Source organism: Halorubrum sp. CBA1229, assembly GCF_003721435.2.
Lineage (GTDB): Archaea > Halobacteriota > Halobacteria > Halobacteriales > Haloferacaceae > Halorubrum.
Map to the genome: position 1 here is coordinate 2,294,664 of NZ_CP054585.1, position 24,805 is coordinate 2,319,468.

The 24,805-nt window shown below is 71.6% G+C and carries 28 protein-coding genes and 1 tRNA gene; 14 read left to right on the forward strand and 15 right to left on the reverse strand.

Going from position 1 to position 24,805, the window contains the following annotated elements:
- Positions 1–25 precede the first annotated feature (25 nt).
- Together Hrr1229_RS11405 and Hrr1229_RS11410 are read left to right on the forward strand one after the other, a co-directional pair.
- Positions 26–928, forward strand: coding sequence for a hypothetical protein (locus Hrr1229_RS11405; RefSeq protein WP_123112787.1), 903 nt, complete (start codon positions 26–28; stop codon positions 926–928).
- A 253-nt stretch (positions 929–1,181) separates the two neighbouring features.
- The gene (locus tag Hrr1229_RS11410; RefSeq protein ID WP_123112786.1) at positions 1,182–1,643 is read left to right on the forward strand and encodes a PaaI family thioesterase; all 462 of its coding nucleotides are present in this window, start codon (positions 1,182–1,184) and stop codon (positions 1,641–1,643) included.
- Here Hrr1229_RS11410 and Hrr1229_RS11415 read toward each other — a convergent pair.
- The 4 genes from Hrr1229_RS11415 to Hrr1229_RS11430 form a co-directional block, all read right to left on the reverse strand.
- Positions 1,613–3,604: a molybdopterin biosynthesis protein gene (locus Hrr1229_RS11415; protein ID WP_123112785.1), complete on the reverse strand. Its 1,992-nt coding sequence runs from the start codon at positions 3,602–3,604 to the stop codon at positions 1,613–1,615. The genes Hrr1229_RS11410 and Hrr1229_RS11415 overlap by 31 nt on opposite strands.
- On the reverse strand, positions 3,601–4,896 hold the full coding sequence (locus tag Hrr1229_RS11420; RefSeq protein WP_123112784.1) for a molybdopterin molybdotransferase MoeA: 1,296 nt from the start codon (positions 4,894–4,896) through the stop codon (positions 3,601–3,603). The genes Hrr1229_RS11415 and Hrr1229_RS11420 overlap by 4 nt, the downstream gene beginning before the upstream one ends.
- Positions 4,897–5,001: 105 nt before the next feature.
- A complete protein-coding gene (locus Hrr1229_RS11425; RefSeq protein WP_123112783.1) occupies positions 5,002–5,922 on the reverse strand; it encodes a PHP domain-containing protein in 921 nt (306 codons plus the stop codon).
- 538 nt (positions 5,923–6,460) lie between these two features.
- The gene (locus Hrr1229_RS11430; protein WP_123112781.1) at positions 6,461–7,408 is read right to left on the reverse strand and encodes a permease; all 948 of its coding nucleotides are present in this window, start codon (positions 7,406–7,408) and stop codon (positions 6,461–6,463) included.
- Positions 7,409–7,520: 112 nt separating this feature from the next.
- Here Hrr1229_RS11430 and Hrr1229_RS11435 point away from each other — a divergent pair, with 112 nt between their 5' ends.
- Genes Hrr1229_RS11435 through Hrr1229_RS11455 form a run of 5 tightly spaced genes read left to right on the forward strand, consistent with a single transcriptional unit; the run spans position 7,521 to position 10,391 of the window.
- Entirely contained in the window at positions 7,521–7,700 is a 180-nt protein-coding gene (locus Hrr1229_RS11435) for a zf-TFIIB domain-containing protein (RefSeq protein WP_123112780.1), read from the forward strand.
- Positions 7,701–7,702: 2 nt separating this feature from the next.
- Positions 7,703–8,428 (forward strand): hypothetical protein, encoded by a 726-nt coding sequence (locus tag Hrr1229_RS11440; protein ID WP_123112779.1) that lies wholly within the window; start codon positions 7,703–7,705, stop codon positions 8,426–8,428.
- Between the two features lie 9 nt (positions 8,429–8,437).
- Entirely contained in the window at positions 8,438–8,752 is a 315-nt protein-coding gene (locus tag Hrr1229_RS11445; protein ID WP_123112778.1) for a hypothetical protein, read from the forward strand.
- 55 nt (positions 8,753–8,807) lie between these two features.
- On the forward strand, positions 8,808–9,335 hold the full coding sequence (locus Hrr1229_RS11450) for a nucleoside deaminase (protein ID WP_123112777.1): 528 nt from the start codon (positions 8,808–8,810) through the stop codon (positions 9,333–9,335).
- A gap of 30 nt (positions 9,336–9,365) precedes the next feature.
- Positions 9,366–10,391, forward strand: a complete 1,026-nt coding sequence (locus tag Hrr1229_RS11455) for a carbohydrate kinase family protein (RefSeq protein WP_123112776.1) — start codon at positions 9,366–9,368, stop codon at positions 10,389–10,391.
- A gap of 18 nt (positions 10,392–10,409) precedes the next feature.
- On the opposite strand, the gene Hrr1229_RS11460 is transcribed toward Hrr1229_RS11455, so the two are convergent.
- Positions 10,410–11,237, reverse strand: coding sequence for a BtpA/SgcQ family protein (locus tag Hrr1229_RS11460; RefSeq protein ID WP_123112775.1), 828 nt, complete (start codon positions 11,235–11,237; stop codon positions 10,410–10,412).
- Between the two features lie 83 nt (positions 11,238–11,320).
- Here Hrr1229_RS11460 and Hrr1229_RS11465 point away from each other — a divergent pair, with 83 nt between their 5' ends.
- From Hrr1229_RS11465 to Hrr1229_RS11475, 3 genes are all read left to right on the forward strand, one after another.
- On the forward strand, positions 11,321–11,770 hold the full coding sequence (locus tag Hrr1229_RS11465; RefSeq protein ID WP_123112774.1) for a hypothetical protein: 450 nt from the start codon (positions 11,321–11,323) through the stop codon (positions 11,768–11,770).
- Between the two features lie 535 nt (positions 11,771–12,305).
- Complete coding sequence (locus Hrr1229_RS11470) at positions 12,306–12,656, forward strand: 4a-hydroxytetrahydrobiopterin dehydratase (protein WP_123112773.1); 351 nt, start codon at positions 12,306–12,308, stop codon at positions 12,654–12,656.
- A gap of 119 nt (positions 12,657–12,775) precedes the next feature.
- A complete protein-coding gene (locus Hrr1229_RS11475; RefSeq protein ID WP_123112772.1) occupies positions 12,776–13,258 on the forward strand; it encodes a hypothetical protein in 483 nt (160 codons plus the stop codon).
- A 53-nt stretch (positions 13,259–13,311) separates the two neighbouring features.
- Here Hrr1229_RS11475 and Hrr1229_RS11480 read toward each other — a convergent pair whose 3' ends face one another.
- From Hrr1229_RS11480 to Hrr1229_RS11505, 6 genes are all read right to left on the reverse strand, one after another.
- On the reverse strand, positions 13,312–14,226 hold the full coding sequence (locus Hrr1229_RS11480) for an ATPase (RefSeq protein WP_123112771.1): 915 nt from the start codon (positions 14,224–14,226) through the stop codon (positions 13,312–13,314).
- Complete coding sequence (locus tag Hrr1229_RS11485) at positions 14,223–14,573, reverse strand: DUF5827 family protein (protein WP_123112770.1); 351 nt, start codon at positions 14,571–14,573, stop codon at positions 14,223–14,225. The genes Hrr1229_RS11480 and Hrr1229_RS11485 overlap by 4 nt, the downstream gene beginning before the upstream one ends.
- Before the next feature lie 157 nt (positions 14,574–14,730).
- Entirely contained in the window at positions 14,731–15,330 is a 600-nt protein-coding gene (gene sod, locus Hrr1229_RS11490; protein WP_123112769.1) for a superoxide dismutase, read from the reverse strand.
- A gap of 395 nt (positions 15,331–15,725) precedes the next feature.
- A tRNA-Ser gene (locus tag Hrr1229_RS11495) sits at positions 15,726–15,809 on the reverse strand.
- 55 nt (positions 15,810–15,864) lie between these two features.
- Entirely contained in the window at positions 15,865–16,620 is a 756-nt protein-coding gene (locus Hrr1229_RS11500) for a DUF2064 domain-containing protein (protein ID WP_123112768.1), read from the reverse strand.
- Between the two features lie 105 nt (positions 16,621–16,725).
- On the reverse strand, positions 16,726–17,322 hold the full coding sequence (locus Hrr1229_RS11505) for an NUDIX domain-containing protein (protein WP_123112767.1): 597 nt from the start codon (positions 17,320–17,322) through the stop codon (positions 16,726–16,728).
- A 225-nt stretch (positions 17,323–17,547) separates the two neighbouring features.
- Here Hrr1229_RS11505 and Hrr1229_RS11510 point away from each other — a divergent pair, with 225 nt between their 5' ends.
- A complete protein-coding gene (locus Hrr1229_RS11510) occupies positions 17,548–18,960 on the forward strand; it encodes an ATP-binding protein (protein WP_123112766.1) in 1,413 nt (470 codons plus the stop codon).
- A gap of 53 nt (positions 18,961–19,013) precedes the next feature.
- On the opposite strand, the gene Hrr1229_RS11515 is transcribed toward Hrr1229_RS11510, so the two are convergent.
- Positions 19,014–19,595, reverse strand: a complete 582-nt coding sequence (locus Hrr1229_RS11515; RefSeq protein ID WP_123112765.1) for a class I SAM-dependent methyltransferase — start codon at positions 19,593–19,595, stop codon at positions 19,014–19,016.
- 85 nt (positions 19,596–19,680) lie between these two features.
- On the opposite strand from Hrr1229_RS11515, the gene Hrr1229_RS11520 reads away from it, so the two are divergent.
- The gene (locus tag Hrr1229_RS11520) at positions 19,681–20,295 is read left to right on the forward strand and encodes a GNAT family N-acetyltransferase (RefSeq protein WP_123112764.1); all 615 of its coding nucleotides are present in this window, start codon (positions 19,681–19,683) and stop codon (positions 20,293–20,295) included.
- Between the two features lie 51 nt (positions 20,296–20,346).
- Here Hrr1229_RS11520 and Hrr1229_RS11525 read toward each other — a convergent pair whose 3' ends face one another.
- The 3 genes from Hrr1229_RS11525 to Hrr1229_RS11535 form a co-directional block, all read right to left on the reverse strand.
- Entirely contained in the window at positions 20,347–20,904 is a 558-nt protein-coding gene (locus Hrr1229_RS11525; protein ID WP_123112763.1) for a TspO/MBR family protein, read from the reverse strand.
- A gap of 63 nt (positions 20,905–20,967) precedes the next feature.
- Positions 20,968–22,017: an AI-2E family transporter gene (locus Hrr1229_RS11530; RefSeq protein ID WP_123112762.1), complete on the reverse strand. Its 1,050-nt coding sequence runs from the start codon at positions 22,015–22,017 to the stop codon at positions 20,968–20,970.
- A 121-nt stretch (positions 22,018–22,138) separates the two neighbouring features.
- A complete protein-coding gene (locus Hrr1229_RS11535) occupies positions 22,139–22,735 on the reverse strand; it encodes a DUF6149 family protein (protein ID WP_123112761.1) in 597 nt (198 codons plus the stop codon).
- Between the two features lie 132 nt (positions 22,736–22,867).
- Between Hrr1229_RS11535 and Hrr1229_RS11540 the strand changes: the two genes are divergently transcribed.
- Positions 22,868–23,449: a DUF1684 domain-containing protein gene (locus tag Hrr1229_RS11540; protein ID WP_123112760.1), complete on the forward strand. Its 582-nt coding sequence runs from the start codon at positions 22,868–22,870 to the stop codon at positions 23,447–23,449.
- Between the two features lie 111 nt (positions 23,450–23,560).
- The gene (locus tag Hrr1229_RS11545) at positions 23,561–24,799 is read left to right on the forward strand and encodes an FAD-dependent oxidoreductase (RefSeq protein WP_123112759.1); all 1,239 of its coding nucleotides are present in this window, start codon (positions 23,561–23,563) and stop codon (positions 24,797–24,799) included.
- Positions 24,800–24,805: the final 6 nt, after the last annotated feature.

A 24,805-nucleotide genomic window follows, 5' to 3' on the forward strand; every position in this document is an offset into this window, starting at 1 on the left:
ATCGAGCCCCGCCCTGCGAACGACGATGTCCGTCACCCTGCCGCTGGACTCGCTCGACGGCTACCGACGGTTCTCGCGGTTCAACTCGCCGTACCCCGCTCACGACGACGGCCGCGCCGTCGACCTGTACCCCGAGGCCGGGCGGGGGATATCACCCGTCTCGGGAGTCGTCCGCGAGACCCGGACCGTCGGCTGTCCGGACCGGCCGTACGCCGCGAGCGAGGACCACCTGATCGTCGTCGACCTCGACGACGAGTGGTGTCGACGAGCCGGCGCCGAGCCCGGGACGGTCGCCCGGGTCCTCCACGTGATCCCCGAGGTGTCGCCCGGCGACCGCGTCGCCGTCGGCGACGACCTCGGACCGACGACGCGCTCCGGGTTCTTCGGGCAGTGGGTCGACGACCACGTCCACCTCGGGTTCCGGGCGCCAGACGCGAGCGCGCTCAGGGCGAGCGGGTCGCTCCCGGTCGCCGTCGACGTCGCCGTCGAGCCGGTCCCGTGGGACGGGTGCGGAACCGTGATCGAACGCGGCCCGACCCACGTGCTCCTCGACGCGCCGACGCACCCCGACCCGGGCGGGACGTTCGCCGCGCTCGCGAGCGACGAGGGGGTCCCGCTCGACGGCGGGCTGGCCCACTACGCCGGTGGGGGCGTCTTCGGCGGCGACTCCGCCGGCCGTCTCGACGAGCGAACGACGGCGACGCTGTTCGGCACTCGCGTCGGCGCCGCGGACGGCCGGGGGCTCGCGTGGGATCCGGTCGACGTGCTCGCGAACGGCGAGCGAGTCGTGGGGCTGTCGCTGTTCGCGGCGCGGGACGCGGGGTACGGCGCGAAGGTCGTCTGCCCGGACCGCGAGTTCGAGATCGGCGAGGCGGTGTCGCTCGGCGTGGTCCCGAGCGACGACCCGATCCGGCTCGGCGCGGGGTGAGGATATTCGCCGCGCTACTGAGAACAGGTGGCGAACAGCCGGCGCGGGCGCTCTCCGCGGCGGTACGCCGGACTCCCGTCTCGGCCGCCGCGGGCGAGGCGTCAGGTCACGGGGCGGCTGGCTCGGTATCGCTGATAAGCGGTCGGACTGGTCGCGGTACAGCCGGACTCCGGCCCGCCGTCGGCGCCGCCAACCTCGAGTCGGTTGTTTCCCGTTTCAGGGGCTACAAGCGGGACCCTCGTGTGGGAGTGGTATGAACCGGACAGACGTCGCGGATTTGGACCCGCTCTCCGCGGAGGCCGTCGCGCTCGTCGAGCGTCGGATCGAGGAGGAGCACGGCTACCTCTCGTGGCTGAACACGTCGGTCGACGTCGTCGAGCGCGGGCGGGTCGTCCTCTCTATCCCCTTCGACGACAAGCTGACGAACAGCGACGGCGGCACTATCCACGGCGGCGTGGCGGCGACCCTGATCGACACCGCCGGCGGGATCGTCCAGCGGACCGCCTTCGAGGACCCGCTTTCCGGGGAGGTCGCGACGGTGAACCTCAACGCGAGCTACCTCCGCCCGGCGACCGGGGACCTCACCGCCGAGGCGACGATCGTCAGGTCCGGCGGCTCGATCGGCGTCAGCGACATGACCGTCACCAGCGCGACCAACGGCGAGGCCGCCGAGGTCGTCGTCGGTCAGGGTTCGTTCCGGCTGTTCCGCGAGTAGCCCGCGAGGCCGTCGAGGAGGTCGGCGGGGTCGTCGAGCGCGCTCGCGAGCGCCGCCACCGCGTCGCGGTCGGCCCGCTCCGGCGCCGCGCGCACGACGACGGACTGCTCGCCCAGCGACACGAACTCGCAGTCGAGCCGCTCCGCCGTCTCGCGGAGGCCGAGCCCGACGTCGGCGTCGCCGGTGATCACCTTCCGCGCCGGGCTCTCGAACGCTCGCACGGTCAGCTCGTAGCCCGCGGTCGCCTCCGTCAGCTCGCTCCGCGACGCCGACCGCTCGTCGGCGAGCGCGTCGAGCGCGTCGTCGAGACTCCGGCGGAGCCCGGAGTCGGTCGGACGGTTGACGAACCGCAGGTCGCGGTCCACGACCGCGCCGAGCCCCGTCACGTCGGCCGGGTTGCCGGCGGGAACGACGAGCCCCCACTCGCGGGTCCAGCCGCCCAGATCGACCGTTTCGACCTCTCGATCCGTCGGTCCCGCGACGACCGCCACGTCCGGGACGCCGTCGCGCAGCCGCCGGAGCCCCTCGCGGGACCCGACCGGCAGGTACCGCGGGCGCTCCAACCGGTCGAGCAGGCGGTTGAGCGCCGGGTCGTCCTCGCCGACGCCGAGCAGGGTCGGCGGACGCACGTCCGGCGAGAACAGCTGCACCGTGACGCGCTCGCCTCGATCGAGGTACTCCGTGTCCGGGTCGACGGCGACGACCCCGTCGGCCTCGACGAGGCTCGTCGTCGCCCCGGAGCCCTTGTCGACCGGGTAGACGAGCGGGCGGTCGTCGTCGTTCAGGTCGAGGAGCCCGACCGGCATCAGCCGCATGCGCCCCTCGCCGTAGCGCTCGCCGACGGCCATCCGACCCTCGACGGTCGCCGTCGCGGGCTCCGGTTGACCGGCCGCCTCGCGGATCGCGGGCGCGACGAACGTCCGGAAGATCGTGAGCGCCGACACGGGATAGCCGGGGAGCCCGACGTATGCCGACTCGCCGGTGCGATCGCTCTCGAGGGCCGCGTCGCTCCCGCCGCGGTCGAGGCGCCCGACGAGCATCGGCTTGCCGGGCTTGACCGCGACGCCGTGGAGCAGCAGCTCGCCGCGCTCCTCGATCACGCGGTAGATGACGTCGACCGCGCTCGCCGAGGTCGACCCCGACGAGAGCACGAGGTCGCACTCGTCGGCCGCGCGCCGGAGCAGCCGCTCCATCTCCTCGTAGTCGTCGCCGGCGTGCGGGTAGAGGACCGGCTCGCCGCCCGCCTCCTCGACGCCGGCGGCGATGGTCGTCGAGTTCACGTCGTATATCTCCCCGCGCGAGGGGTCGAGGGCCTCGCCCGGGCGCACCAGCTCGTCGCCGGTCGAGACGATCCCGACCCGCGGCTTCCCCTCGACCGGCACCTCGTCGACGCCGAGCGCGGAGAGCAGCCCGATCTCGCGGGGTGTCAGCCGCGTTCCCGGACCGAGCGCGCGGGCGCCGGCCGCGATGTCCGCGCCGGCGCTCATCACGTGGTCGCCCGGCGCGACGGCGGTCCGGATCGCGATCCGGTCGGGCTCGTCTTCGTCTTCCTCCGCGTCGGGGTCGTCCCTCTCCGCGTCCAGCTCGTCCGTGCGCTCGACCATCACCACGGCGTCGGCGCCCTCGGGCATCACGGCACCCGTGGAGATCTCGGCGCAGGTGCCCGGCGCGACGGTCACCGCTGGGGCGGCGCCGGCGTGGACCGACCCGACGAGGTCGAGCTCCGCGGGGTCAGCCTCGTCGGCGCCGAAGGTGTCGCGGGCCCGGACCGCGTACCCGTCCATCGAGGCCCGGTCGAAGCCGGGCACGTCGATCGCGGCGTCGATCCGCTCCGCGAGGACGCGGCCGCGGGCGTCCTCTAACGGGACCGTCTCCGGCTCCGGCGAGAGGTCGAGTGACTCGATCGCCGCGTGCGCGGCCTCGGGCGTCGCCAGGTCGCGGAACTCCTTGCGGTCGCTCACGGCGTCACCTCCCAGAGCTCGACGTCAACGACCTCGCCCGCGTCGAGCCCCTCCCGCGGCTCCGGCACCACGACCCAGCCGTCGGCGAGCGCGACGCTCGAGAGGATGCCGGAGCCGCTCGCGCGGGTCGGCGTCGCGGCGGGGAGGTTCGTTTCGCCCCCGCCGCCGTCGGCCGACTCGTCGGCTCTCTCGTCGGCGTCTTCACCCTCGACGCCGCCTCCTCCCTCCGAGAGCGCCACCCGCGCGAACGTCCGCGTCCCGGGCTCGCTCGGCACCTTCCGGTCGAGGACCGCGCGCCGCGTCGGGAACGGGTCCGCGGTCGTCCCGCCCACGCGCTTCTGGACGGGTCGGAGGAACTGCGCGGCGTTGACGATGCAGGCCACCGGGTAGCCGGGCAGCGAGACGACCGGGGTGTCGTCGGCGACGCCGAGACAGACCGGGTGCCCCGGCTTCAGCGCGACGCCGTGGACCAGCACCTCGCCGAGCCCGTCGACGACCTCGGGGATCAGGTCGCGCTCGCCGACCGACGATCCGCCGGTAGTGACGACCACGTCGGCGTCGAGGTCGGCCTCGACCGCGGCCGCGAGCGCGTCTTCGTCGTCGGTGACAACGTCGCGGTAGCGCGCCTCGCCGCCCCAGCGCTCGACCAGCTGCGAGACGGTCAGGCCGTTCGTCTCGATCACCTCGCCGGGGTCCGGGTCGGATTGGACCAGCTCCTCGCCGGTCGGGATCACGGCGACGGTCGGCGGCTCGTACACGGGGACCGCGTCGAGCCCGACCGACTTCAGGAGGCCGAGGTCGGAGGGGCGGAGGACGTGGCCCGCGTCGAAGAGGCGCTGCCCGTCCGCGACGTCCTCGCCGGCCTCGCCGACGTTCTCGCCGGTCGCGACCGCGTCGAACGCCTCCACCTCGTCGCCGATCTCCTCGACCTGCTCGATCATCACGACCGCGTCGGCGCCCTCCGGGACCGCGCTGCCCGTGTGGACCCGCGCGGCCTCGTCCGGCGCGATCGACTCGGCCTCGGTGCCGGCGGCACGGAGCACCGCCGGCGACCGGCCGGACGCGCCGAAGGTGTCCTCGGCGCGGACCGCGTACCCGTCCATCGCCGCTCGGTCGTAGCTCGGGACCGGCGCCGGCGCGTCGATCGGCTCGGCGACGACTCGGCCGTCGGCGTCGGCGAGCGGCACCGACTCGGTCCGGCCGTGGGGCTCGGCGGCGTCGAGCAGCGTCGCCAGCGCGTCCGCGACGCGGGTCCGCCGCTTGAAGCCGGCCTCGCGTCTGTCGTGGCTCATGGGCGTTCGTTTCGGGCCCGCGGGCAAAAACCCCGCTCCCCGGGCGGTCGGAGCGCTCCCCGTCGCACCGCGAGCGGACCCCCACCGCGCGGGTTCGCGACCGCCTCAGGTGACCCACGAGAGGATCCGCGCCGCGCGGTGCGTCCCCTGGATCGCGGCGACGCGGGCGGCCGAGAGCGTCTCGGCGACCCCGCGCCGCGCCGCGGTCGCGCTCCGGACCGCGCCGGTCCGGGCGTAGTACCCGGACTTGCGCCCCGCGGCGCCGACGTAGTGTTTCGCGGCCATCCGGATCGGCGCGCGGCGACCGTCGACCGTGGTCGTCCCCTTCCGGATCGCGTCGAGGACGTCGTCGCCGGTGACGTCGGCGATCGACTCGCGCCCCTCGACCTCGACCTCGGTGAAGGCTCGCCCCACGTACTCCAGGTGGTGCGCGTCGCTGGCGGCCACGCCTGGGTAGTCGTACTTCGCCGCGAAGCGCCGCGCGCGGCGGTTGCGGTACCCGGTGAACAGCCACGCGTTGAACACCTCGACGGCGTCGACTTCGTGGAGCTCGGCGGGCTCACCTCTCGCCGCTGCCGCGTCCCCGTCGGCGGGCGACGACTCCCGCGACCCGTCACTGACGGGAATCGCGTCCTCGTCCGGCTTCGGAACCGGGATGTTCCGCTGGCGGACGCCGTGGCGCGAGCGCTGGAACGGGTGCGGCACGATCGCGACCCCACCGCGGTCGTGGATCCACTCGATCGTCTCGTCGTACGGCTGCCGGCGCGGCGGCATCCGCTCGACGCCGACCGCGAGCAGGTGGCCGTGCGCGGTCGACACCTCGACGCCGGGGATTCCGATCAGGCCGTACTCCGGGGCCAGTTCGGCCGCCCGCTTCGACTCGCCGATCACGTCGTGGTCGGTGATCACGACCGCGTCGAGACCGATCTCCGCGGCGTGCTCTAAGATGAGCTCCACCGGCTCGTGGCCGTCGTAGCTCTCGTCCGAGTGGACGTGGGTGTCGATGCTGACGGTGACGCTGGACACACCCAGAGTAGACAACGGGAGATACTTAAATGCGCGAGAGGCGTCTGACGATACTTATAAATCGAGTGCGGTGGCGCGCCTCCGAGCGGCCGCCCTCGGCGGCCGCGAGGAGTCCGCGAGGGAGTCAGTCGGCCGGAGCGAAGCGGAGGTCGACTGACGAGGCTGGGGAGGCGTGAGGCGCGGTGCTGTTGGGGCGGGACTCAAAGGGGCAGTCGCCGGCGGCAAAGCCGCCGGCTGCCAGAGCTCCTCGAGTCCTCGCGGCTGGGGCTTTGGAGGTGGTCACCGCATCAGCGACAGCGACGATGTACAGCCGAGCGGTTGGGGCTTTGGAGGCCTTCACAGACCGTCTACTGTCAGCTATTTATAAACTAGGAACCGAGGAGTTAGAGGCAGCCACCGCGACAGCATGGGTCTATAAACCAGAGAGAAGACATTCGGTGGAAGCACCCGGGTCACCATCGACCACGCACGAGCAGCGGAGGTATTGACGGCAGTCGCCCTCCTCTACGTCGGTCGTGAGCCCGAAATCGTATCCCGATCAGCCGAACAGGCCCTTGATCCGATCCACCACCGACCCCTCCTCGTCGTCCGCCTCGGCCTCCTTCCGCTGCTGCTCTCGGAGCTCTCGGAGCTTCGCGGCCTGGTTGTCGGTCCCCGAGCCGCTCGCGGTCTTCGTCTCGCCGCCCTGGAGTCCCTTCAGCTCCGAGACCGCGTCGTTGACCGTCCCGGAGGTCGTCCGGGTCTCGGTGGCGGAACCGGCGAGCTTCTCGCGGTCGACGTCGACGTCGTCGACCGCGCTCGTGTCGAGCTCCAGCCGGCGCGTCTCGCTCCGCTCGACCCCGCCCCACGTCAGCTCCGCGTCCTCCAGCTCGCGCTCGATGTCCGCCCGGACCTCGGCGTCGGTGACCGACTCGCCGTCGGCGCCCGCGCCATCCGCGCCGCCGGCCGAACCCTCGCCTCCGGCGCCGCCCGCGGCGGATCCGGCTCCGGCCGCGCCGCCCGCGGCGACGCCCGTCGCGCGCTCGACGCGGTGAGCGACCAGCGCGCTGCCGGTCGCGGCGATGACGGCGACGAGCCCGAGGGTGTACACCGCGACCACCTGCGCGCTGTAGTCGGTGTCGGGAACGTTCCAGTAGTACGGGTACGCCCAGGTGAACAGCCCGACGGCGACGAGGGTGATCGCGGTGCCGACGCCGGCGAGGTACACCATCCGACGGTCGACGGGGAGCAGCACGACGACGCCGAGGAGGAGGGCCGGCAGCCCGACCGCGGCGGCGACGCCGGCGACCTCTCGGACCGCGTACGTCGACAGCGCCTCGGACGGGAGCGTGGCGCTGTAAAAGAAGATTGCGACGCCGACCAGTCCGAGCCCGATCCCCGCGAAGAAGAGCCCGAACCCGGCGTACACGTCGATCGTCCGGTCCGGGTCGCCGACGTAGCGCCGGTAGTACTCCAGCAGGCGGTTCTCCGCGTTCGACTCGCTCATACGGGACGGTATCCGCCGACTCTAATGATTGTTACCCCGCGGGCGTCGCGACGCCGACGGCGGCACCCCCTGCGTTTTTGAGGGTCGGCGTCCACCCTTCAGCCGATAGCCCGTGTCACTCGACTGCCCGCGCTGCGGATCGACCCTGTCCACGTTCGCGCTCGGCGGGGCGACGGCGGTCGCCTGCGACGACTGCGGCTACGCCGGCGTCGAGGCCGACCACTCGGGCGAGCCGCGGCTCGTCGAGAGCTGGGAGGAGGCGTTCGCGCGCTTCCAGGAGCAACACGACTGACCATGCCGACCATCGAGATCACCGACGACGACCGCGACCGGATCGAGGCGCTCCGCGAGGAACTGACCGCGGCCCACGCCGGGCCGTACGCCTCGGTCGACACGGGGGACGCGCTCGCGTACCTCCTCGACCTGGCCGACGCCGTCGACGACCCCGAGCGCACCGCGGACCCGGCCGCGCTCGGCGACGACGAGACCGAGGCGGGGGAGTCGGCGCCCGACGACCCCGACGGCGACGCGGCGTTCGACCGCGACCGCGCCCGCTCCCGCCTCGAATCGCGCCCGCGGCGGCACGGCGACCCGGACGACGCCGACGAGATGGACCTGTACGAGATGGCGGCCGCGTTCGACGTGACCGGCCGCAGCGACATGACGAAGGCGGAGCTGGTCGACGCGGTCCTCGACGCGGCCGAGTCGCTTTCGGCGGACCCGTTCTCGTGGGTCGACGTCGACCTCGGCGGCGCCGATACCGCCACCGGCGCCGCCGATGCTGGGGCCGACGGCGACGATAACGAGGCGGACGCCGACACCGCTGACGAGGCCGACGCTGACGCCGCCGACGCCGGCGCCAGCCGGGTCAACGCGATGATGAGCCTCCTCGACACCCACGACGACAAGTGGCGCGAGGCGGACGGCGACGCGCGGTACGAGGTCGAACTGCCCGACGGCGACGTCGAGACGGCGCGCACCAAAGACGACGTGCGCGCGCTCCTCTTCAAGAACTACTGACGCGAATCCATGGGACTGCTATCGCGACTGCGCGCGTGGATCGGCGGCGAGGGCGACGACCGACCCGCGGACGCCGATCCCGCCGGCGAGGACGCCGCGGAGAGCGCCGCGGATTCCGACGACGACCCGGACGAACCGACCGGACTCGACCCGAGCGCCGCGACCGAGACCCGGAGCGCGGCGACCGACGACGCCGTCGACGCGCTCCGCGACGTGCGGCGGTCTCAGGGAGGCTCGCCGGCCGAGAAGGGCGCCGACGAGGCGGCCGGGGACGCCGACGAGACGGCCGGGGACGCCGCCGGCGACGAGCGCGACGCCCCCTGACCGACCCGCCGTCCGCCTCGCGAAACGTTAGGTGCCCCCGGCCGAACACGCCCGTATGACCGAGTCGAACGAGAGCGACGGGGACGCCGAGAGCGACGCCGCAGGCGTGACCGACCGCGACCGCGAGTTCGTCGACCGGACGATCGAGCTCGCGCGCGAGGCGGTGGAGCGGGGGAACACCCCCTTCGGGGCGCTGCTCGTCGTCGACGGGGAGGTCGTCGCCGAGGCGCGCAACGAGACCCGGACCGAGGGCGACATCGCGGCCCACCCGGAGCTGACGCTCGCCCGGCGAGCTGCCCGCGAGCTCGACGCCGACGAGCGCGCGCGCTGCACCATGTACGCCAGCACGGAGCCCTGCCCGATGTGCGCGACGGGGGTCCACTACGCGCGGATCGACCGGGTCGTCTTCGGCGTCGCGGGCGAGACGCTGAACGAGCTCACCGGCGACGTCGTCACCGTCCCCTGCGTGGAGGTGATCCGCCGCGCCGGCGGCGAGACGACCGTCGAGGGGCCGATCGCGACCGAGGCCGCGATGGCGCTCCACGAGTCGTTCTACGGGGACGGATCGGCAGGGGAGGGGTAGCGTGCGACTCCGTCGAACCCGGCCGGCACCATGAGCGACGCCCCCTCCATCGTCGCGGTCGGCGCCGCGGCGATAGACGAGTGGTACGCCGTCAGCAACCTCCCGGAACCGGACGGCGGCGCGTTCGCGAGCGAGGTGACGTCCGCGTTCGGCGGCGTGGGCGCGAACGTCGCCGTCGCGCTCGACGGACTCGACCGCGACGTTGGCCTCGTCAGCCGCGTCGGCGACGACGAGTACGGCCGCCGCGCCCGCGAGTACCTCGCGGCCACCGGCGTGGACGCCTCGCGCGTGCGGGTCGGCGACGACCCGTCGACCCGCTCTCTCATCCTCAGCGCGCCGGACGGCGAGCGCGCGATCGTCACGACCGGCGACAGCTTCCGCGAGCTCCGGCTCGACCCCGCCGACAGGGAGGCGATCGCGGCGGCCGCCGTCGTCTTCCTCACCGGCTACACTCCCGACGCGGTCTCGCGCGACGTTCTTGATGTCGTCGAGTCGACCCCCGACCCGCCGGCGCTCGTCTTCGACCTCTCCGGGCCGGTCGAGGAGCTCGTCGGCCGCGGCACCGAGCCGGACACGGTCCGCCGGCTCCTCCACCGCGCGGACCTGTTCGTCGCCGGCGACGTCGCCGCCGCGGCTTACTTCGGCGGCGAGGCGGCCGCAGTCGACCGGATCGCGGCCGCACAGCGGGCGCGGGTCGACGCGGCTGACGGGGTCCGAGGTGCCGGCGACCCGGCCGACGACTGGCCCCGCGCCGTCCTCACGCACGGCGCCGACGGGATGACGGTCGTCGCCGACGGCGACGTCCGGCGGTTCGACGCCTTCGACGTCGACGTGGTCGACGCGACGGGCGCGGGCGACGCGTTCGTCGCCGGCCTGATCGACCGGTGGGTCGCGGGGGAGGGCGAGGGCAACGCCGCGACCGCTGGCAACGGGCCCCTCGCCGACGGCGTCCGATTCGCGGCCGCGGTCGCCGCGATCAACTGCACGGAGCGGTTCGCGCAGGGCGGGCTCCCGACCCGCGAGGAGGTCGAGCGGTTCATCGCGGCGCGGGAGTGACCCGAGTCGGACCCGGACTCACCGCGACTCGTCAGCTCGCGCGACGAGTTCGGCGACTCGCTCCGGGTGGACCGGGGCGGTGGTCTCGCCGCCCTCCTTGAGCGCCGTGCCGACGATGACGCCGTCGGCGACGGCGAGGGTGTCTCCGACCGTCTCGGCGCTGACTCCGCTCCCGACGAGGACCGGCGTGTCGAGCCCGTGCGCGTCGCGCTCGTCGACGACCGCCGCCAGCGCCTCCGGGTCGGTCGCCTCACCGGTCCCCCGACCTGAGGCGATCACGGCGTCGGCGAGCCCCCGCTCGGCGGTGTCGGCGAACGACTCCGCGGAGTGCCCCGTCGCCGAGAGCGGCGCGGAGTGTTTCACGTCGGTGTCGGCGAAGACCCCGACGTCGACCCCGAGCGCCTCCCGGAGCCGGAGCGTCTCGTGGGCCTTCCCCTGGACGACCCCCTGGTCCGTGACGCGGGCGCCGGTGTGGACGTTCACGCGAATGTAGTCGGCGTCGACCGCGGCCGCGACGGAGAGCGCCGCCTCGGCGTCGTTCCGGAGGACGTTGACCCCGATCGGGAGGTCGGTCTCCGCGGCGACCGCGGTCGCGGCGCGCGTGACTGCCGCGACGACGTGTTTCGGCGCGTCGTCGGGGTAGAAGGGGGCGTCGCCGAAGTTCTCGATCATGATCCCGTCGACGCCGCCGCGGTCGAGCGCGCGGGTGTCGGTCGCGGCGCGGTCGAGCGCGTCCCGCATCGCGCGGGCGCCGTCCGCCGGCGCCTTCGGCGCGCCTGGGAGGGGCGGCAGGTGTACCATGCCGATGACCGGCGCGTCCGTGCCGAAGGTGGCCTCGAACTCCATGTCACCGCCCGCGACGCCCGCGGCCCTCATAAGCGTCCCCACACGGTTTTATCGGTCGGGGGCGAACTCCCGGCCGAAGGCCCATGAGTCTCGACGTCGACGACGACCCCGCGACCCGGAGCGGCGAGCTGACGCTCGTCCTCTCGCTCGGCGCCGCGCGGCGGCTCGCCGACCCCGCGGCGGCGTTCGCCGAGGCCCGCCGGTGGAGCCGATACGTGGGGATCGTCGCCAACGACGCCGACGCGGTCGAGCGGTTCGTCCGCGACCGCGGCGTCGAGAACGACTACGCCCTCCGCAACTGGGACAAGTGGGGGACGCTCGGCGACATCCACGACGAGGCCACCACCCCGCGACACGTGTTCGTCGGCACCTCCCCGTCCGACCGCCGCGTCGCGACCCACGTCGGCTTCGAGTACCGGTCGATCCGCGAGGCGGCGGAGCGGGCCGACTGGGAGCTCTCCGAGCCCGGAGCCAGCGAGGAGTCCGGTTTCATCGAGCGCCTCCGACGCACGGTGAGCGACCGACTGGGCTGAGTGGCGGCCAAACTCGGATCGGCGCGTCGACTATTTATAAATGGACCGCGGCGGCGCGCCTCCGAGCGGTCGCCGCGGGCGACCGCGAGGAGGGAGGGACCGAAGGTCCCTCTGACAGCCGGCGGCGGAGCCGCCGGCGAGAGCCCGCGAGGGAGTCGGACCGGCGCGGCCGCGCCGGTCCGACGAGGCTGGGGAGGCGTGAGGTGCGGTGCTGTTGGGGCGGGTGGGACTCAAAGGGGCAGCCGCGAGGCCGCAGTAGGCGACGTAAGCACCGCAGCGAGCAGCGCGAGCGAGGAGCGCAACGAGCGTACTGCGGCCTCGCGGCTGGGGCTTTGGCGGTGTTCACCACGGAGTCATCGATCACGTCCAGCTTCGCGACTGAGCCTTTGGAGGTGTTCACCGGTGATCCGTGGTCGATCATTTATAAATGAACAACTGAACCTTTGGAAGCGGTCACGCGCCCGAAACCCACGCTCTCCTCAGACACTCGATCCGGCACCGAAGGTACAAACCGCTCGTCCCCCAACGGTGCCACATGACACCGTCACTCGCGGATGAGCCGGTCGAACACGCGGAAGAGGGGGCCGAGCCGCTGACCGACGACGAGTACGCCGAGTACCTCGCCGAGCTCGGGGACGCGTGGGAGGTCGTCGACGACCACCACCTGGAGGCGTCCTACGAGTTCGACGACTTCGCGACAGCGCTGGCGTTCACCAACGACGTCGGCGAGCTCGCCGAGGAGGAGTGGCACCACCCGGACCTGCACCTGTCGTGGGGCGAGGTCGGCGTCGAGATGTGGAGCCACGACATCGACGGGCTCCACGAGTCCGACTTCGTGATGGCCGCGCGCATGGACCGGATCTACGACGAGTACGGGGACGACTGACGCGTCCGGCTTCCCGACGCGCTCGCCCGTCCGTCATCCGTCCGCCACGGAGCCGAGGCGGCAACGGAGCCGAGGCGGCAACGGACGGGTTTAAAACCCTCCCAGCGAAAGTCAGGGTAATGAGCGCGAACGTCTTCCTGGTCCCGATCGACCCGGAGAACTTCGATCGAACGGTCCGGTCCGCGGTCGACCTCACCGAGTACGACGACCGGCCGGATCAGCTCGCCGACCTCGACGAGGCCCGCCTGTGGGCCGTCGACGACGAGAGCGGCAACGGCTCCACCTTCGAGCGGATGGAGGAGGGCGACCTCCTGCTGTTCTACCACGACGGGGAGTACGTCGCAACCGGGCGCGTCGGGACGACCTTCGAAGACGAGGACCGCTGGGCCTCCAGCACGTTCTGGACCGCGTTCCCGACGACCCGCGTGTACACGGTCACCGACTTCGCGGCGGTCTCCGCGCCGAAGCGCGCGGTCAACGCCATCTTCGACTACTCCGCCGCCTACACGCCCGGCTTCATGCGCGTCGCCGACTCGCGGGTGAACGCCGACCTCTCCTCCATCGAGTCCGCGATCGACCACTACACGAAGCGCAACGCCTGAGCGCGCCGTCCCTTTTTAAATAACGTCCGGAGCCGGTCAGTACGCCTCCGCGGTCAGACCGCCTCGAACAGCGCCTCGTACGCCGCCCCGTAGCGTTCCGCGACCCGATCCGGGTTCCCCCGTTCCTCGCCGCCGAGCGCGGGGAGTCCGACCGTCGCCACCGGTTCTATCATGTCGGTCACCGTCCCCGTGTGTTCCTCCATCGTCCCCTCGCGGGGACTTCCCGAGGCGACCGCGCGGGCCTTCGCGTACCGGTCGCCCGCGTAGATCCGGGCTCGACCCGGGTCGACGACGGCGACCGCGTCGGGAGCCACCGGCCCGTCGCGCGGGAGCGGGCCGGCGATGTCCGCGTACGACTCGACGACTGTCGGGACCGGCGTCGCGGCGACCCGCTCCGCGAGCCGGTCGAACGCCGGGAGGTAGTCGGCGGCCATCACGTCGTTGAAGGCCGCCACGTCGTCCACGCGGGTCGCGTCCGCGAGTGGGAGCCGGTCGGCGAGGTCGTCGGGCAGGAGCCCCGCGTCCTCGGCCGCGCCGTTGACGATGAACCGGGCGCCGCCCGCGGTCGTGACGCGGTCGCAGAGGAACGTGCGGTCCGCGTCGCCGAGCATCCCGGTCCGACCGGGCGTCGGCCGCCAGAGGCGGTGGACGGGGTTGATCGACTCGGGCGTAACCGCATCGGGCCGCGGCCGGTCCCCGCCGCCGGCCGTCGCGAGCGGCCGCGTGCTCGCGGCCGCGAGCCGTCGCGCGTCCTTCCCGTAGAGGCGACCGCCGTCGGTCGCGATCCGGTAGTCGTCGTGGTCGAACCAGTGGTCGTTGCCGGCGCGGGGCTTGACGCCGACCGCGTCGCCGACCCGGTCGGCGAGGCTCGCCACCAGCCCCGTCGAAAACGTCGTCTTGCCGGCGTCGACGCGGGCGCCGCCCGCGACGAGCAGGACCGGCGCGTCGTCGGTTCGGTCCCCGGTCACGCGTCGGGTTCGTCGGCGGCGGCCGCGTCGCCCTCGGCGCTCTCCTCGGCGTCGTCGTCCGTATCGTCACCGTCGATCGCGTGCTCGGCGACCCCGTAGTAGCCGGGGCCGTCCTCCTCCAGCGGCTCCGCGATGACGATGTCCTCGGCGTGGGTCATCACCCACGGGATCGCCCAGTCGATGAGGACCGCCTCGGTGTCGGCGTCGACCTGCGCGTCCGGCTCTAACCCCTGCAGGAGCCGGGCGATCTCCGGGACGGTGTACATCAGGTCCGGCTCGAACAGCTCGGCGGGCTCGTAGAACTCACACGGGTAGGTCGCGTCGAACGTCGACTTCGGCTCGGGCATGGGCGGCGATACGGCGTCGGCTCCGTAAACGCTGCCGATACGGTAGCCGACCGTCGGCGCTCGCGGAACACGAGAGGCACGGCCTCGCGGCTCTCGGCGCGGAGCGGGTCGAAAAAACGTCGGGATTCGACGCGCGGAGCGCGTCCGGCGTGGAGCGTTACTCGAAGAGCTCGACGGCCTGCTCGTAGCGGGCCGAGGGCTCGTCCCAGTCGACGACCTCGAAGAAGTTGTCGACGAACTCGCCGCGGGCCGGGCCGTAGTCGTGGTAGTAGGAGTGCTCCCAGACGTCCAGCGCGAGGATCGGGTGACCGCCCCAGATCGCTCCCTGGTCGTGCTTGTCGACCACGACGTTGCGGAGCTGGTTCGAGAACGTGTCGTAGACGAGCAGCGCCCAGCCGGACGCGTTGCCGGCGGCCGCCTCGAACTCGCCCTTCCAGGCCTCGTAGGAGCCGAAGTCCTCCTCGATCCGGTCGGCGAGGTCACCGGAGGGCTCGTCGCCGCCCTCGGGGGACATGTTCTGCCAGAACAGGTCGTGGAGGATGTGCCCCGAGGAGTTGTGGGTCACGTTTCGGATCGCACCGGCCGACGAGGAGAAGTCGTGCTCCTCGCGGTTCTCCTCGAGCGTCTCTTCGGCCGAGTTCCAGCCGTTCACGTACCCCTGATGGTGGGTGTCGTGATGCCATTCGAGCACCTGCTCGGAGATGTGCGGTTCCAGCGCGTCGTAATCGTACGGAAGCGGATCGAGTTCGTAGCTCATCGTTGTATCACCTACTCCGAACATGTGCCGGAAACCTGTTAAAGATAATGCGGCACGTGATACCACACGCCACCTGACGCGAGTGTTATCGGGTGATCCGGAACGGGGGCGATGGGCTTGCGGTTCAGCCCGAAAACGACGATCACGGGTGTCACTGAAGGCCGCCGTCGTCCGTCGATCAAACGTAACCGAAAAAAGTTTCTCCGGATATGCGGACACGAATCGGAAGACGGGGCGGGGGATGCGGCGCGAACTGCGCCGCGCGCTCACGGTGGGACTGGGATTCGAACCACGGTCGCTCCCGTTCGCTCGCCGCGGGGCGGCTCGCTCACCTCTCGCTCCTTGATTCAAATCCTGCACGAGACGCGCGCAGCGCGAACTGCGCCGCGCGCTTACGGTGGGACTGGGATTTGAACCCAGGAAGCCGTGAGGCTACCGGTTTTCAAGACCGGCGCAATAGGCCACTCTGCCATCCCACCACGTCCGGACGGTCGGGGTCGTTCGACTAAGTGGTGTCGGTCCTCGGCCCGTGGGTTAGTCTCGCACCACCCGCTCCTCGCCGTCCTCCACGACCACGTCCAGCCCGTGCTCGTGGACGAACGCGGCGGTGTAGTCGGGGACGACGCGCTCGGCGGCGAACCGCGCGCGCAACACGGGGACGGCGTCGAGCAGGTCGTCGCCGTCGACCATCGACGGCGAGGACTCGAGGAACTCCACGTCGAGGTCGGCGTCCCGGCCGCGCGACGCCAGCGTCGGGAGGCTCGGGGCCTCGAACGCGCCGTCGAAGTCGATCGGCGCGGTGAAGCCGGCGTAGTAGGTGCGCCCGCGGGTGGAGGGGCCGAGCACGACCTCGTTCGTCCGGAGCTTCATCGCGGCCGAGTCGATGACGGTGCGCGAGAGCAGCGGCGCCTGCGGCGTGACGACGGCGACGGAGTCGGCGCCCTCCTCGCGGAGCAGGTGCGTGACGGTGTTGCCGGCGCGCGCACCGAACGACGACCCGACCTGCCGCTCGAACCGGGCGTCCTCGGTACCGCCGAGGGTGTCGGCGACGAGCGTGCGCAACTCGGCCTCGGGGGCCGTCTCGGTGCGGTGTTCGGCGGGGAGGTCGTCGTCGACCGGGTAGTTGACGAGGAGGGAGCCGCCGGAGCGGTCGACCGCGAGGACGACGTCTCGGAACAGCGCCTCGTACAGGTCGGCGGCCTCGGCGGTCGAGAGCGGCGTCGACTCCGCGATCCCGGTCGCGACGAGCCCCTCGCGGGGCGGTTGCGCCATGACGACGACGACGGTCATAGCGGACCGAGTCGCCCGCGCGTCTTCAAGTCGCCGTTTCGGGTCGGCGCCGACGACCCGTTCGTGGCCCGCTTCGAGGTCGCACGGAGCCCGCTCGGGGCCGGCTCAGGAGAAGTCGCGCCGCATCGCGATCTCGAACCACGGGCAGAGCCGGAGCTGACGGTACAGCGCCGGGTTCTCGTGGAGGTGCTCGTAGTCGGCCCACAGCATCCCGCCGATCTCGGCCTCGTCGGGGTCGAGCGAGGTGTCGTCGAGGGTGACCTTCAGCACCGAGCAGACCTCCCACTCGACACCCTCGTTGGGGTAGTAGCGCTTGTACTCGAACTTGTCCGTCACCCGGAGGTCGCCGTACTGGTCCGGCGTGATCCCGAGCTCCTCCTCGAGGCGCTGCGCGGTCGCGTCCTCCTGCGTCTGTCCCTCGACCGGGTGGGAGGCGACGGTGCCGTCCCAGTGGCCGTCCCAGAGCCGCTTCGTCGGCGCGCGCTGGGCCAGCAGGATCCGGCCCTCGGTGTCGTACACGAGGCAGGTGAACGCCCGGTGGCGGATCCCGTCGCCGGTGTGCGCGTCGAGCCGGTTCACCGTGCCCTGCTCCGTGTCGTCGGGGTCGACGGCGATCACGTCCTGAAGCGCGTTCTCGTGGTCCGAGTCGGCGTCGGCCCCTCCGGAGGGGTCGCCGGGAGCGGCCGCGTCCTCTGAGCTCATGAGAACTAGGTCGAACACCAGGGCTAATAAGCGTTCGATACGCCGGCAGGGGGTCGCCGGCGCGCGACCGGTGATCGCCGCACCCGGGCTGGCACCGCCGCACTCGGACTGGCACCCCCCGCACCAGGGCTGGCACCGGTTCGACGCGTGCGAGAGGCGGAACGCCCCCCCGACGGCGGCCGCGGTTCGACGCGCTTAACCGCGTCCCGCGGCTACGTCGCGCGGATGAGTAACCCGGCGCTCGACGTCGTCGAGTTCGTGCTGACGACGCACCTCTACACCGAGAACCGCGACCTCGACGAGAACGACCTGCCCCCGCGCTTCCGCCAGGTGTTCTGGTCGGACGACGCCGCCGACGACGCACCGGGCGGCGTCGAGCGACCGCTCAAGGCGACAAGCGAGACGACCCGAACCGCCACCGGCGTCGAGCACCCGTGGGAGGCCGTCTCGGACCTCCTCTTTACCCAACGCACCGAGTTCTCCGGCGAGATCTCGCTGACGCAGCCGGCGATGGCGCTGGAGTGGTACCGCGACCACGCCGACGCCGACCGGATCGCCCAGAACCCGACGGTCGTCGCCGCGCTCGAGCTCGCCGAGGACCTCGACGCGCCCGTGACCCACGAGGAGGCGCGCGACGACGTCCGGCCGATCCAGGCCGACCGCGTCTGGATCGACGCCTTGCTGGAGCAGTACTTCGACGAGGACGAGGACGGCGAGATGCTCGACCTCGTCAACGTGCAGGCTCCCGAGGAGATCGAGACGACGCTCGCCGACCTCGTGCTCACCGGCGACCAAGAGGGAGAGATCCAGAAGATCGTGAAGGCGATCGAGCACCGCGAGTACCTCGCGAGCATCGGCCTCCGCGAGATCGGGAAGCTGCTGTTCGTCGGCCCGCCGGGAACCGGGAAGACGACCGTCTCGCGGGCGCTCGCCCACCAGCTGGGGATTCCGCTCGTCGAGGTGAAGATGTCGATGATCACGAGCCAGTACCTCGGCGAGACGGCCAAGAACGTCGAGAAGACGTTCGAGGTCGCCAAGCGGCTCTCCCCGTGTATCCTCTTCATCGACGAGTTCGACTCGGTCGCGAAGACCCGCCGCTCCGACGAGCACGCCGCCCTGAAGCGCGCGGTCAACACCCTCCTCAAGTCGATCGACGAGGTGTCGCTCGTCCGCGACGAGGTCCTCCTCATCGGCGCGACGAACCACCCCGACCAGCTCGACGCGGCCGCGTGGCGCCGCTTCGACGAGATCGTCAACTTCCCCAAGCCGGACCGGGACATGCGCGCGGACATCCTCCGCGTCGTCACCCGCGAGATGAAGATCGCCGACTTCGACCCCGAGGAGGTCGCGGACCGCACGAGCGGGCTCACGGGGTCTGACCTCCGGATGGTGCTGCGCGAGGCCGTCCTCGGCGCGCTCACGGAGGACCGGATGACGATCACCCAGGAGGACGTGATGGAGGCGGTCGAGGACTTCGAGGAGCGCGACAACCTCAAGAACATGGACATGATCGACGGCGAGGGCGCGGAGGTGCTCGGCGAGACGGACTCGGGCGAGCAGGACCACACCCACGACGGCGATTCGTCCCACGAGGACGCGGCCCACGACCACGGCGCGCACAGCCACTCGCACGACTAGCGCGCCTCCGTCGTCGGGCTGTTCGCCTCCCTCGCGGATCGGTTCGCCTCCGGTTACTCTTCGCGCTTGACGCCCGCCACCGTGTAGCCGAAGCCGCGGTCGACGATCCGGGGATCGAGCCCGGCGTCGTCGAACGCCCGGGCTAGATCCGCCGGCGTCCGGAACCGCGACGCCATCCCGATCGCGTGCTCGGCGGCGACGAGGACGCGCCCCAGCGGGTGCTCGGGGTCGAACTCCCGGAGTACGAGCGCGCCGCCCGGCGCGAGCACCCGCGCGGCCTCCCGGATCGCGGCCTCCTGATCGGGCAGGTGGTGGAACGCGTCGACGATCGTGACCGCGTCGACCATCTCGTCGCGGAACGGGAGGCGTCCCGCGTCGCCGGCGACGCCCGAGAGCTCCCGATCGTCGCGGGCGCGAGCAAGCATCCCGAGGGAGGCGTCGACGACCGCGATCTCCGGTCCCGCCAGCGCGGCGGCCGCTCGGCCGGAGCCGCCGCCGACGTCGAGCAGCCGGTCGATCGGCCGCGTCGCGTGGTCGAGCCCTGCGGCCAGCGCCTCGCCGTTCGCCGGCGGCATGACGCGGTCGTAGAGGGGCGCCGTCAGGTCGAAGAAGCGGACGTCGCCGAGGCCGTGCATGGGCGCTTTCGGCGACGAGGATATTTAAATAGTCGCGGCGACGCCGCGCCGCTCCGCATTTGTACCGCGGCGACGTAACGAGGCCATGGAGTACGCCGTCGTCGGCGGGCCGGGAGCGGAGGCGACGCTGCGGCTCGACTACCGGGTGTTCGCCTACGCCGGCAAGTTCGTCGTCGGCGCGCCGGGGAAAGCCGTCCTCCGGACGCCGGACGGCTCGCCGGCGGTCCCGGAGTGGGAGCCGGAGGAGCCGCTTCCGCCGACGGTCGAGGCAAGCGAGTTCGACGACGACGTGGTCGCCGCGATATCCTTCTCGCCCGACCGGACCGACCCCGCTTGCTGCCGCCTCCGGTACGTCACCGTCCACGTCGCGCGCCGGGGCGAGGGGCTCGGCCCGCGACTCGTCGATCGGACCGTTTCCCGGCTCGCGGCCGACGGGTACGACCGGGTCCGGATCGCGGTGAACAACCCGTTCGCCTACGCGGCGCTTTATAAATGCGGCTTCGCGTACACCGGCGAGCAGACCGGGATCGCCGAGCTGGAGCTGGAGCGCCCGGCGAGCGAGCCGGCCGCGGAGGCGGGCCCGGGCGGAGAGCGGTACCGCGCCGGGCTCCGCGCCTTCCGCGAGGGCGACCGCGACCTCGACCCGCGCGAGGAGGGGTTCATCGCGGACCGGCTCGGGGAGGGTGGGGAGTCCGGATAGCCGACCGGCTCAGTTCAGCGCCCAGATCTCTCAGTTCAGCGCCCAGATCTCTCAGTTCAGCGCCCAGATTCCGTAGTTGAGCGCGGTCGCGAAACAGACCCACGCGAGGTAGGGGACAAGCAGGAGCGCGGCCCGGCGGTCGACGCGGTCGAACGCGGCGATCGTCGCGACCACGAGCGGGAGCAGCGCGGCGAGCACGGCGAGCCCGAGGTCGGCGCGTTCGAGGCCCCAGAAGACGGGCGACCACGCGACGTTGAGACCGAGTTGGACGGCGAACAGCCCGAGCGCGGTCCGGGCGTCGCGGGCGGTCCTGGGATCGCGCGCGACCTCCGGCGCGTTCGCGACGCCCGCACCGCTGACCGCGTCGCGGCCCCGGAGGTAAACGAGCGCCGCGGCGGCGCCCAGCAGCGCGTACAGGATCGGCCAGACCACGCCGAACGCCCAGCCCGGCGGGTAGTACGCCGGCAGCGCGAGCTCTGCGAACCACGCGCTCTCGGTGGCGGTGAAGGGGACGCCGACCGCCCCGATCAGGTTGACGGCGACCGCGGCGGCGGCGATCAGGAGGGCGTCCCGGCGGTCCGGGAGTCGGGATCGGACGGCGGTTACCATACGCCGACGTACGCGGCTGGACGGCTTAAATCACGTCGCCGTCAACCCGCTGAATCCCGCCGCCTACCCGCCGCCGATCGCGTCGTAGTCCTCGCGGAACGTCTCCAGCGTCGCCGCGAGCACGCCGATGACGATGGGGCCGACGAACAGCCCGGTGAACCCGACCGAGTAGATCCCGCCGAACACGCCGAGGAGGATGACGGCGGGGTTCAGGTGCGCCTGCTGGTCGATGACGATCGGTCGGGCGTAGTTGTCCACCATCGCGATGACGAACACGCCGTACAGCGCGAGCAACACGCCGGCCGTGACCTGATCGACGACGACGAGGTACGCCGCGGCCGGCCCCCAGACGAAGAACGCCCCGATCAGCGGTAACAGCGCCAGCACGGCCATGACGAACGTCCAGAAGACGACGTTCGGGATGCCGGCCGCCCAGAGGCCGATCCCCGCGACCAGCGCCTGCAGCAGCGCCACAACGATGTGTCCGATCACCACGCCGCGGGTCATCGCGTCGACGCGGTCGACGAGGTCCGCGGTGACGTCCGAGGGGAGGGGGCTCGTGTCGCGGATCCACCCCACGAACGCCGGCCCGTCGAGCAGCGCGTAGTAGACGAGAAACAGCGCCAGCGAGAGCCCCACCGAGGCGCGGAGCGTCGTGCTGACGACCCCGCTGACGCCGCCGAACAGCGTGTTGACGAGGGCCTGACCGATCGTCGCGAGCACCTCGCCGACCTCGACCTCCTGACCGGTGAGCGCCGCGATCTCGGCCTCGATCGCCGCGACCTCGATGTCGGTGTTCCCCCGCGCGATCGCCGTGAGGTCCCGGACGAACACCCACGAGATGTACGCGACCGGGAGGATCACGGCGACGACCGATGCGACGATAAGCGAGATTCCGGAGAGCATCCGTCCGAGCCGACGGGACAGCGACTCCCCGACGCGACGCGCCAGCGTCCGACTGATCCCCCGTGAGAGCCGCACGTGGAACGGGTAGAGCACGTACGCGAGGATCGCCGACGCGATGACGTACTCGGCGAACGGCAGGATGACGAACAGCGTCAACAGCGCGACCGTGCCGATCAAAAGGAGGAGAAACGACTGGCCGCGGTTCATGCAGGGCGCTCTCGCCGCCGAAATATAAACGTGGGCGGCTCCCGAGACGGTGTCCGACTACGCGTCGACCCGACTACGCGTCGACCCGACTACGCGTCGACTCCGTTATGCGCCTACCTCGCTACGCGCTCGCCTCGTCCTCGTCGAGCCCGGGCGCCGCGGCCGGGTCGACCTCGTCGGGCTCCTCGGTCTCGCCGCCGACGATCGTCTCGCCGTCGTCGGTCTGGACGTAGACGTCGTCGGCGAAGCCGGCGAGCGCGTTCTCGTACTCGGGGGTCTCCAGCCGCTCCGGCGTCTCGGGGGCGTCGGCGACGCCCTCGACGGGTCGGAACTCGCCGAGCGGGTCGTCGATCGTGATCCCGTGCGTCGTGAAGAACTCCTCGTAGCGCCGGTAATGCTCCTCTAACTCGTCGCCCGGGATCTCCATCATCTCCGTCCAGCCGTGGTTGAAGAAGTCGAAGTTGGCCTGCACGTGGGTGATCTCGCGGGCCTCGGCCTCCGGGAAGCCGGCCTCCAGGGCGGCCACGTACGCGTCCATCGTCCCGTCGAAGAAGTCGTCGAGGTGCTCGCGGCGCTCCTCCCGGCGCTCCTCGTCGGCCTTGTTGAGGAAGATGCTCGTGTGGAGGTCGACGAGCTTGTCGTTCGCGACGTCGCCGACGACCGGCGTCGTCAACGCCTTCTTCGCGGCCCAGTGGCGGATGTTCTGCCGGATCTTCATACGGTTCGTTGGGCCGGCACGACCTTGAATCTGTGGCGTTTCTGTCGCGTCGGACCGTCGACGAGCCGACGCCGGCCGCCCGCGAGAACCGACGCAAGTGTTATTGTACAGTATTCACAATACTAAGGTGAGATGAACGCGACCGAGACCGGCGACTGGGCCGAGCGGATCGAACGGGAGCGTCGCGAGAAGGAAGCGCAGTTCCGCGAGTCGGCGCGGTCGCCGCTGCCGATCGGGATGCGCGGCGACGCGTTCCCCGGGCTCGCGTACTACGATCCGGACCCGGCGTACCGGTTCGACCTCCCGCTCCACGAACACGACGAGAAGGAGACGATACCCGTCGAAACCACCGCGGACGGCGAGCAGACGTACCGCCGGTGGGGGGAGTTCCGATTCGAGATCGACGGCGAGACACACTCGCTGCAGGCGTATCGCCCGACGGACGGCTCGGACCGGTTCTGGGTACCGTTCCGCGATCAGACCAACGGCGAGGAGACGTACGGCGCGGGGCGGTACCTCGATCTCATGCCCGACCGCGACCGGGCCGACGACGAGTGGACCCTCGATTTCAACGTCGCGTACAATCCCACGTGCGCGTACAACCACGCCTACGAGTGCCCCCTGACGCCCACGGAGAACTGGCTCGACGTCCGGATCGAGGCCGGCGAGCGCGACTTCCCCGCCGAGCCCGCCGGCGCCGGCGACCGCGACTGAGCGTATCGATCACGACGGGGAACGGGCCCGACGCGGGACCCGAGCGTGTGAATATCACGGTTGTCAACGCGGATGACAACCCACATTAACCCCGAATCCGAACGGCCGCACATGAGCGATTCGTACGTGATCGTCGGGGACGGTATCGCGGGCGCGTCCGCGGCCGAGACGCTGCGCGAGCAAGCGCCTGACGCCGAGATCACGGTTCTCACCGACGAGGGGGAGTCCCTCTACAACCGGATCCTGATCAAAGAGTACGCGAAGGGGAAACTCCCCGAGGCCCCCATCTCGATCCACCAGGAGGGGTGGTACGACGACCACGACGTCGACCTCCGACTCAACACGGTCGTCGTCGACATCGACGTCGAGAACGACGCGATCCACACCCACGAGGGCGAGACGTTCGAGTACGACACGCTGCTGCTCGCGATCGGCGGCACGCCCCAGCAGCTCCCGGTCGACAACGCCGACGCCGACGGGATCCACCACTTCTGGACGTTCCAAGACGCCCGCAAAATTAAGGAGAGCGTCGAGGACGCCGAGAAGGCCGTCATCGTCGGCGCCGGCCTCCTCGGTATCGACTTCGCGGCCATCTGCGGCGCGCAGGACGTCGAGGCGAAGTACCTGATGCGCGGCGACAACTGGTGGCGCTACGCGCTCTCCGAGGAGGGCGCGGAGATCATGCACGACGCGATGCGCGAGCGCGGCGTCGAGCCCGTCTTCGGCTCCGGCGTCGACCGCTTCGAGGTCGACGACGAGGGCCACGTCGTGGCCGCGGTCGACCCGAACGGCGAGCGCCACGAGTGCGACTTCGCGGGCGTCGCCATCGGCCTGAACTTCAACACCGAGCTCGTCGAGGACACGCCGCTGGAGCTCGAGGACGGCGTTGTCGTCGACGAGTACATGCGCACCAACGTCGACAACGTGTTCGCCGCGGGCGACATCACCACTTTCAACGACCTGGTCCTCGGCGAGCGGGCGAAGAACGGCTCGTGGGGCTCGGCGAAAGAGCAGGGGACTGTCGCCGCCCGCAACATGCTCGACTACGGCAGCGAGGAGTTCAGGTGGGTCTCCTCGTACTCGATCACGCACTTCGACTTCCCGTTCCTCTCGTTCGGCCACCCGACACTCGGCGACGATTCGGTCGAGGCGACCACCGCCGAGGGCGAGTGGCGCCGCGTGGCGCTCAAGGACGGCAAGGTCGTCGGCGGCGTCCTCATCGGCGACCTCTCGCCGCAGTCCGCGTTCAAACAGCTCATGCGCGAGGGCCGCGACGTGAGCGGCCAGACGGAGCTCCTCATGGAGCCCGGCTTCTCGGTCGACGACCTGGCGGCGACGACAGAGCAGTAACGCCGC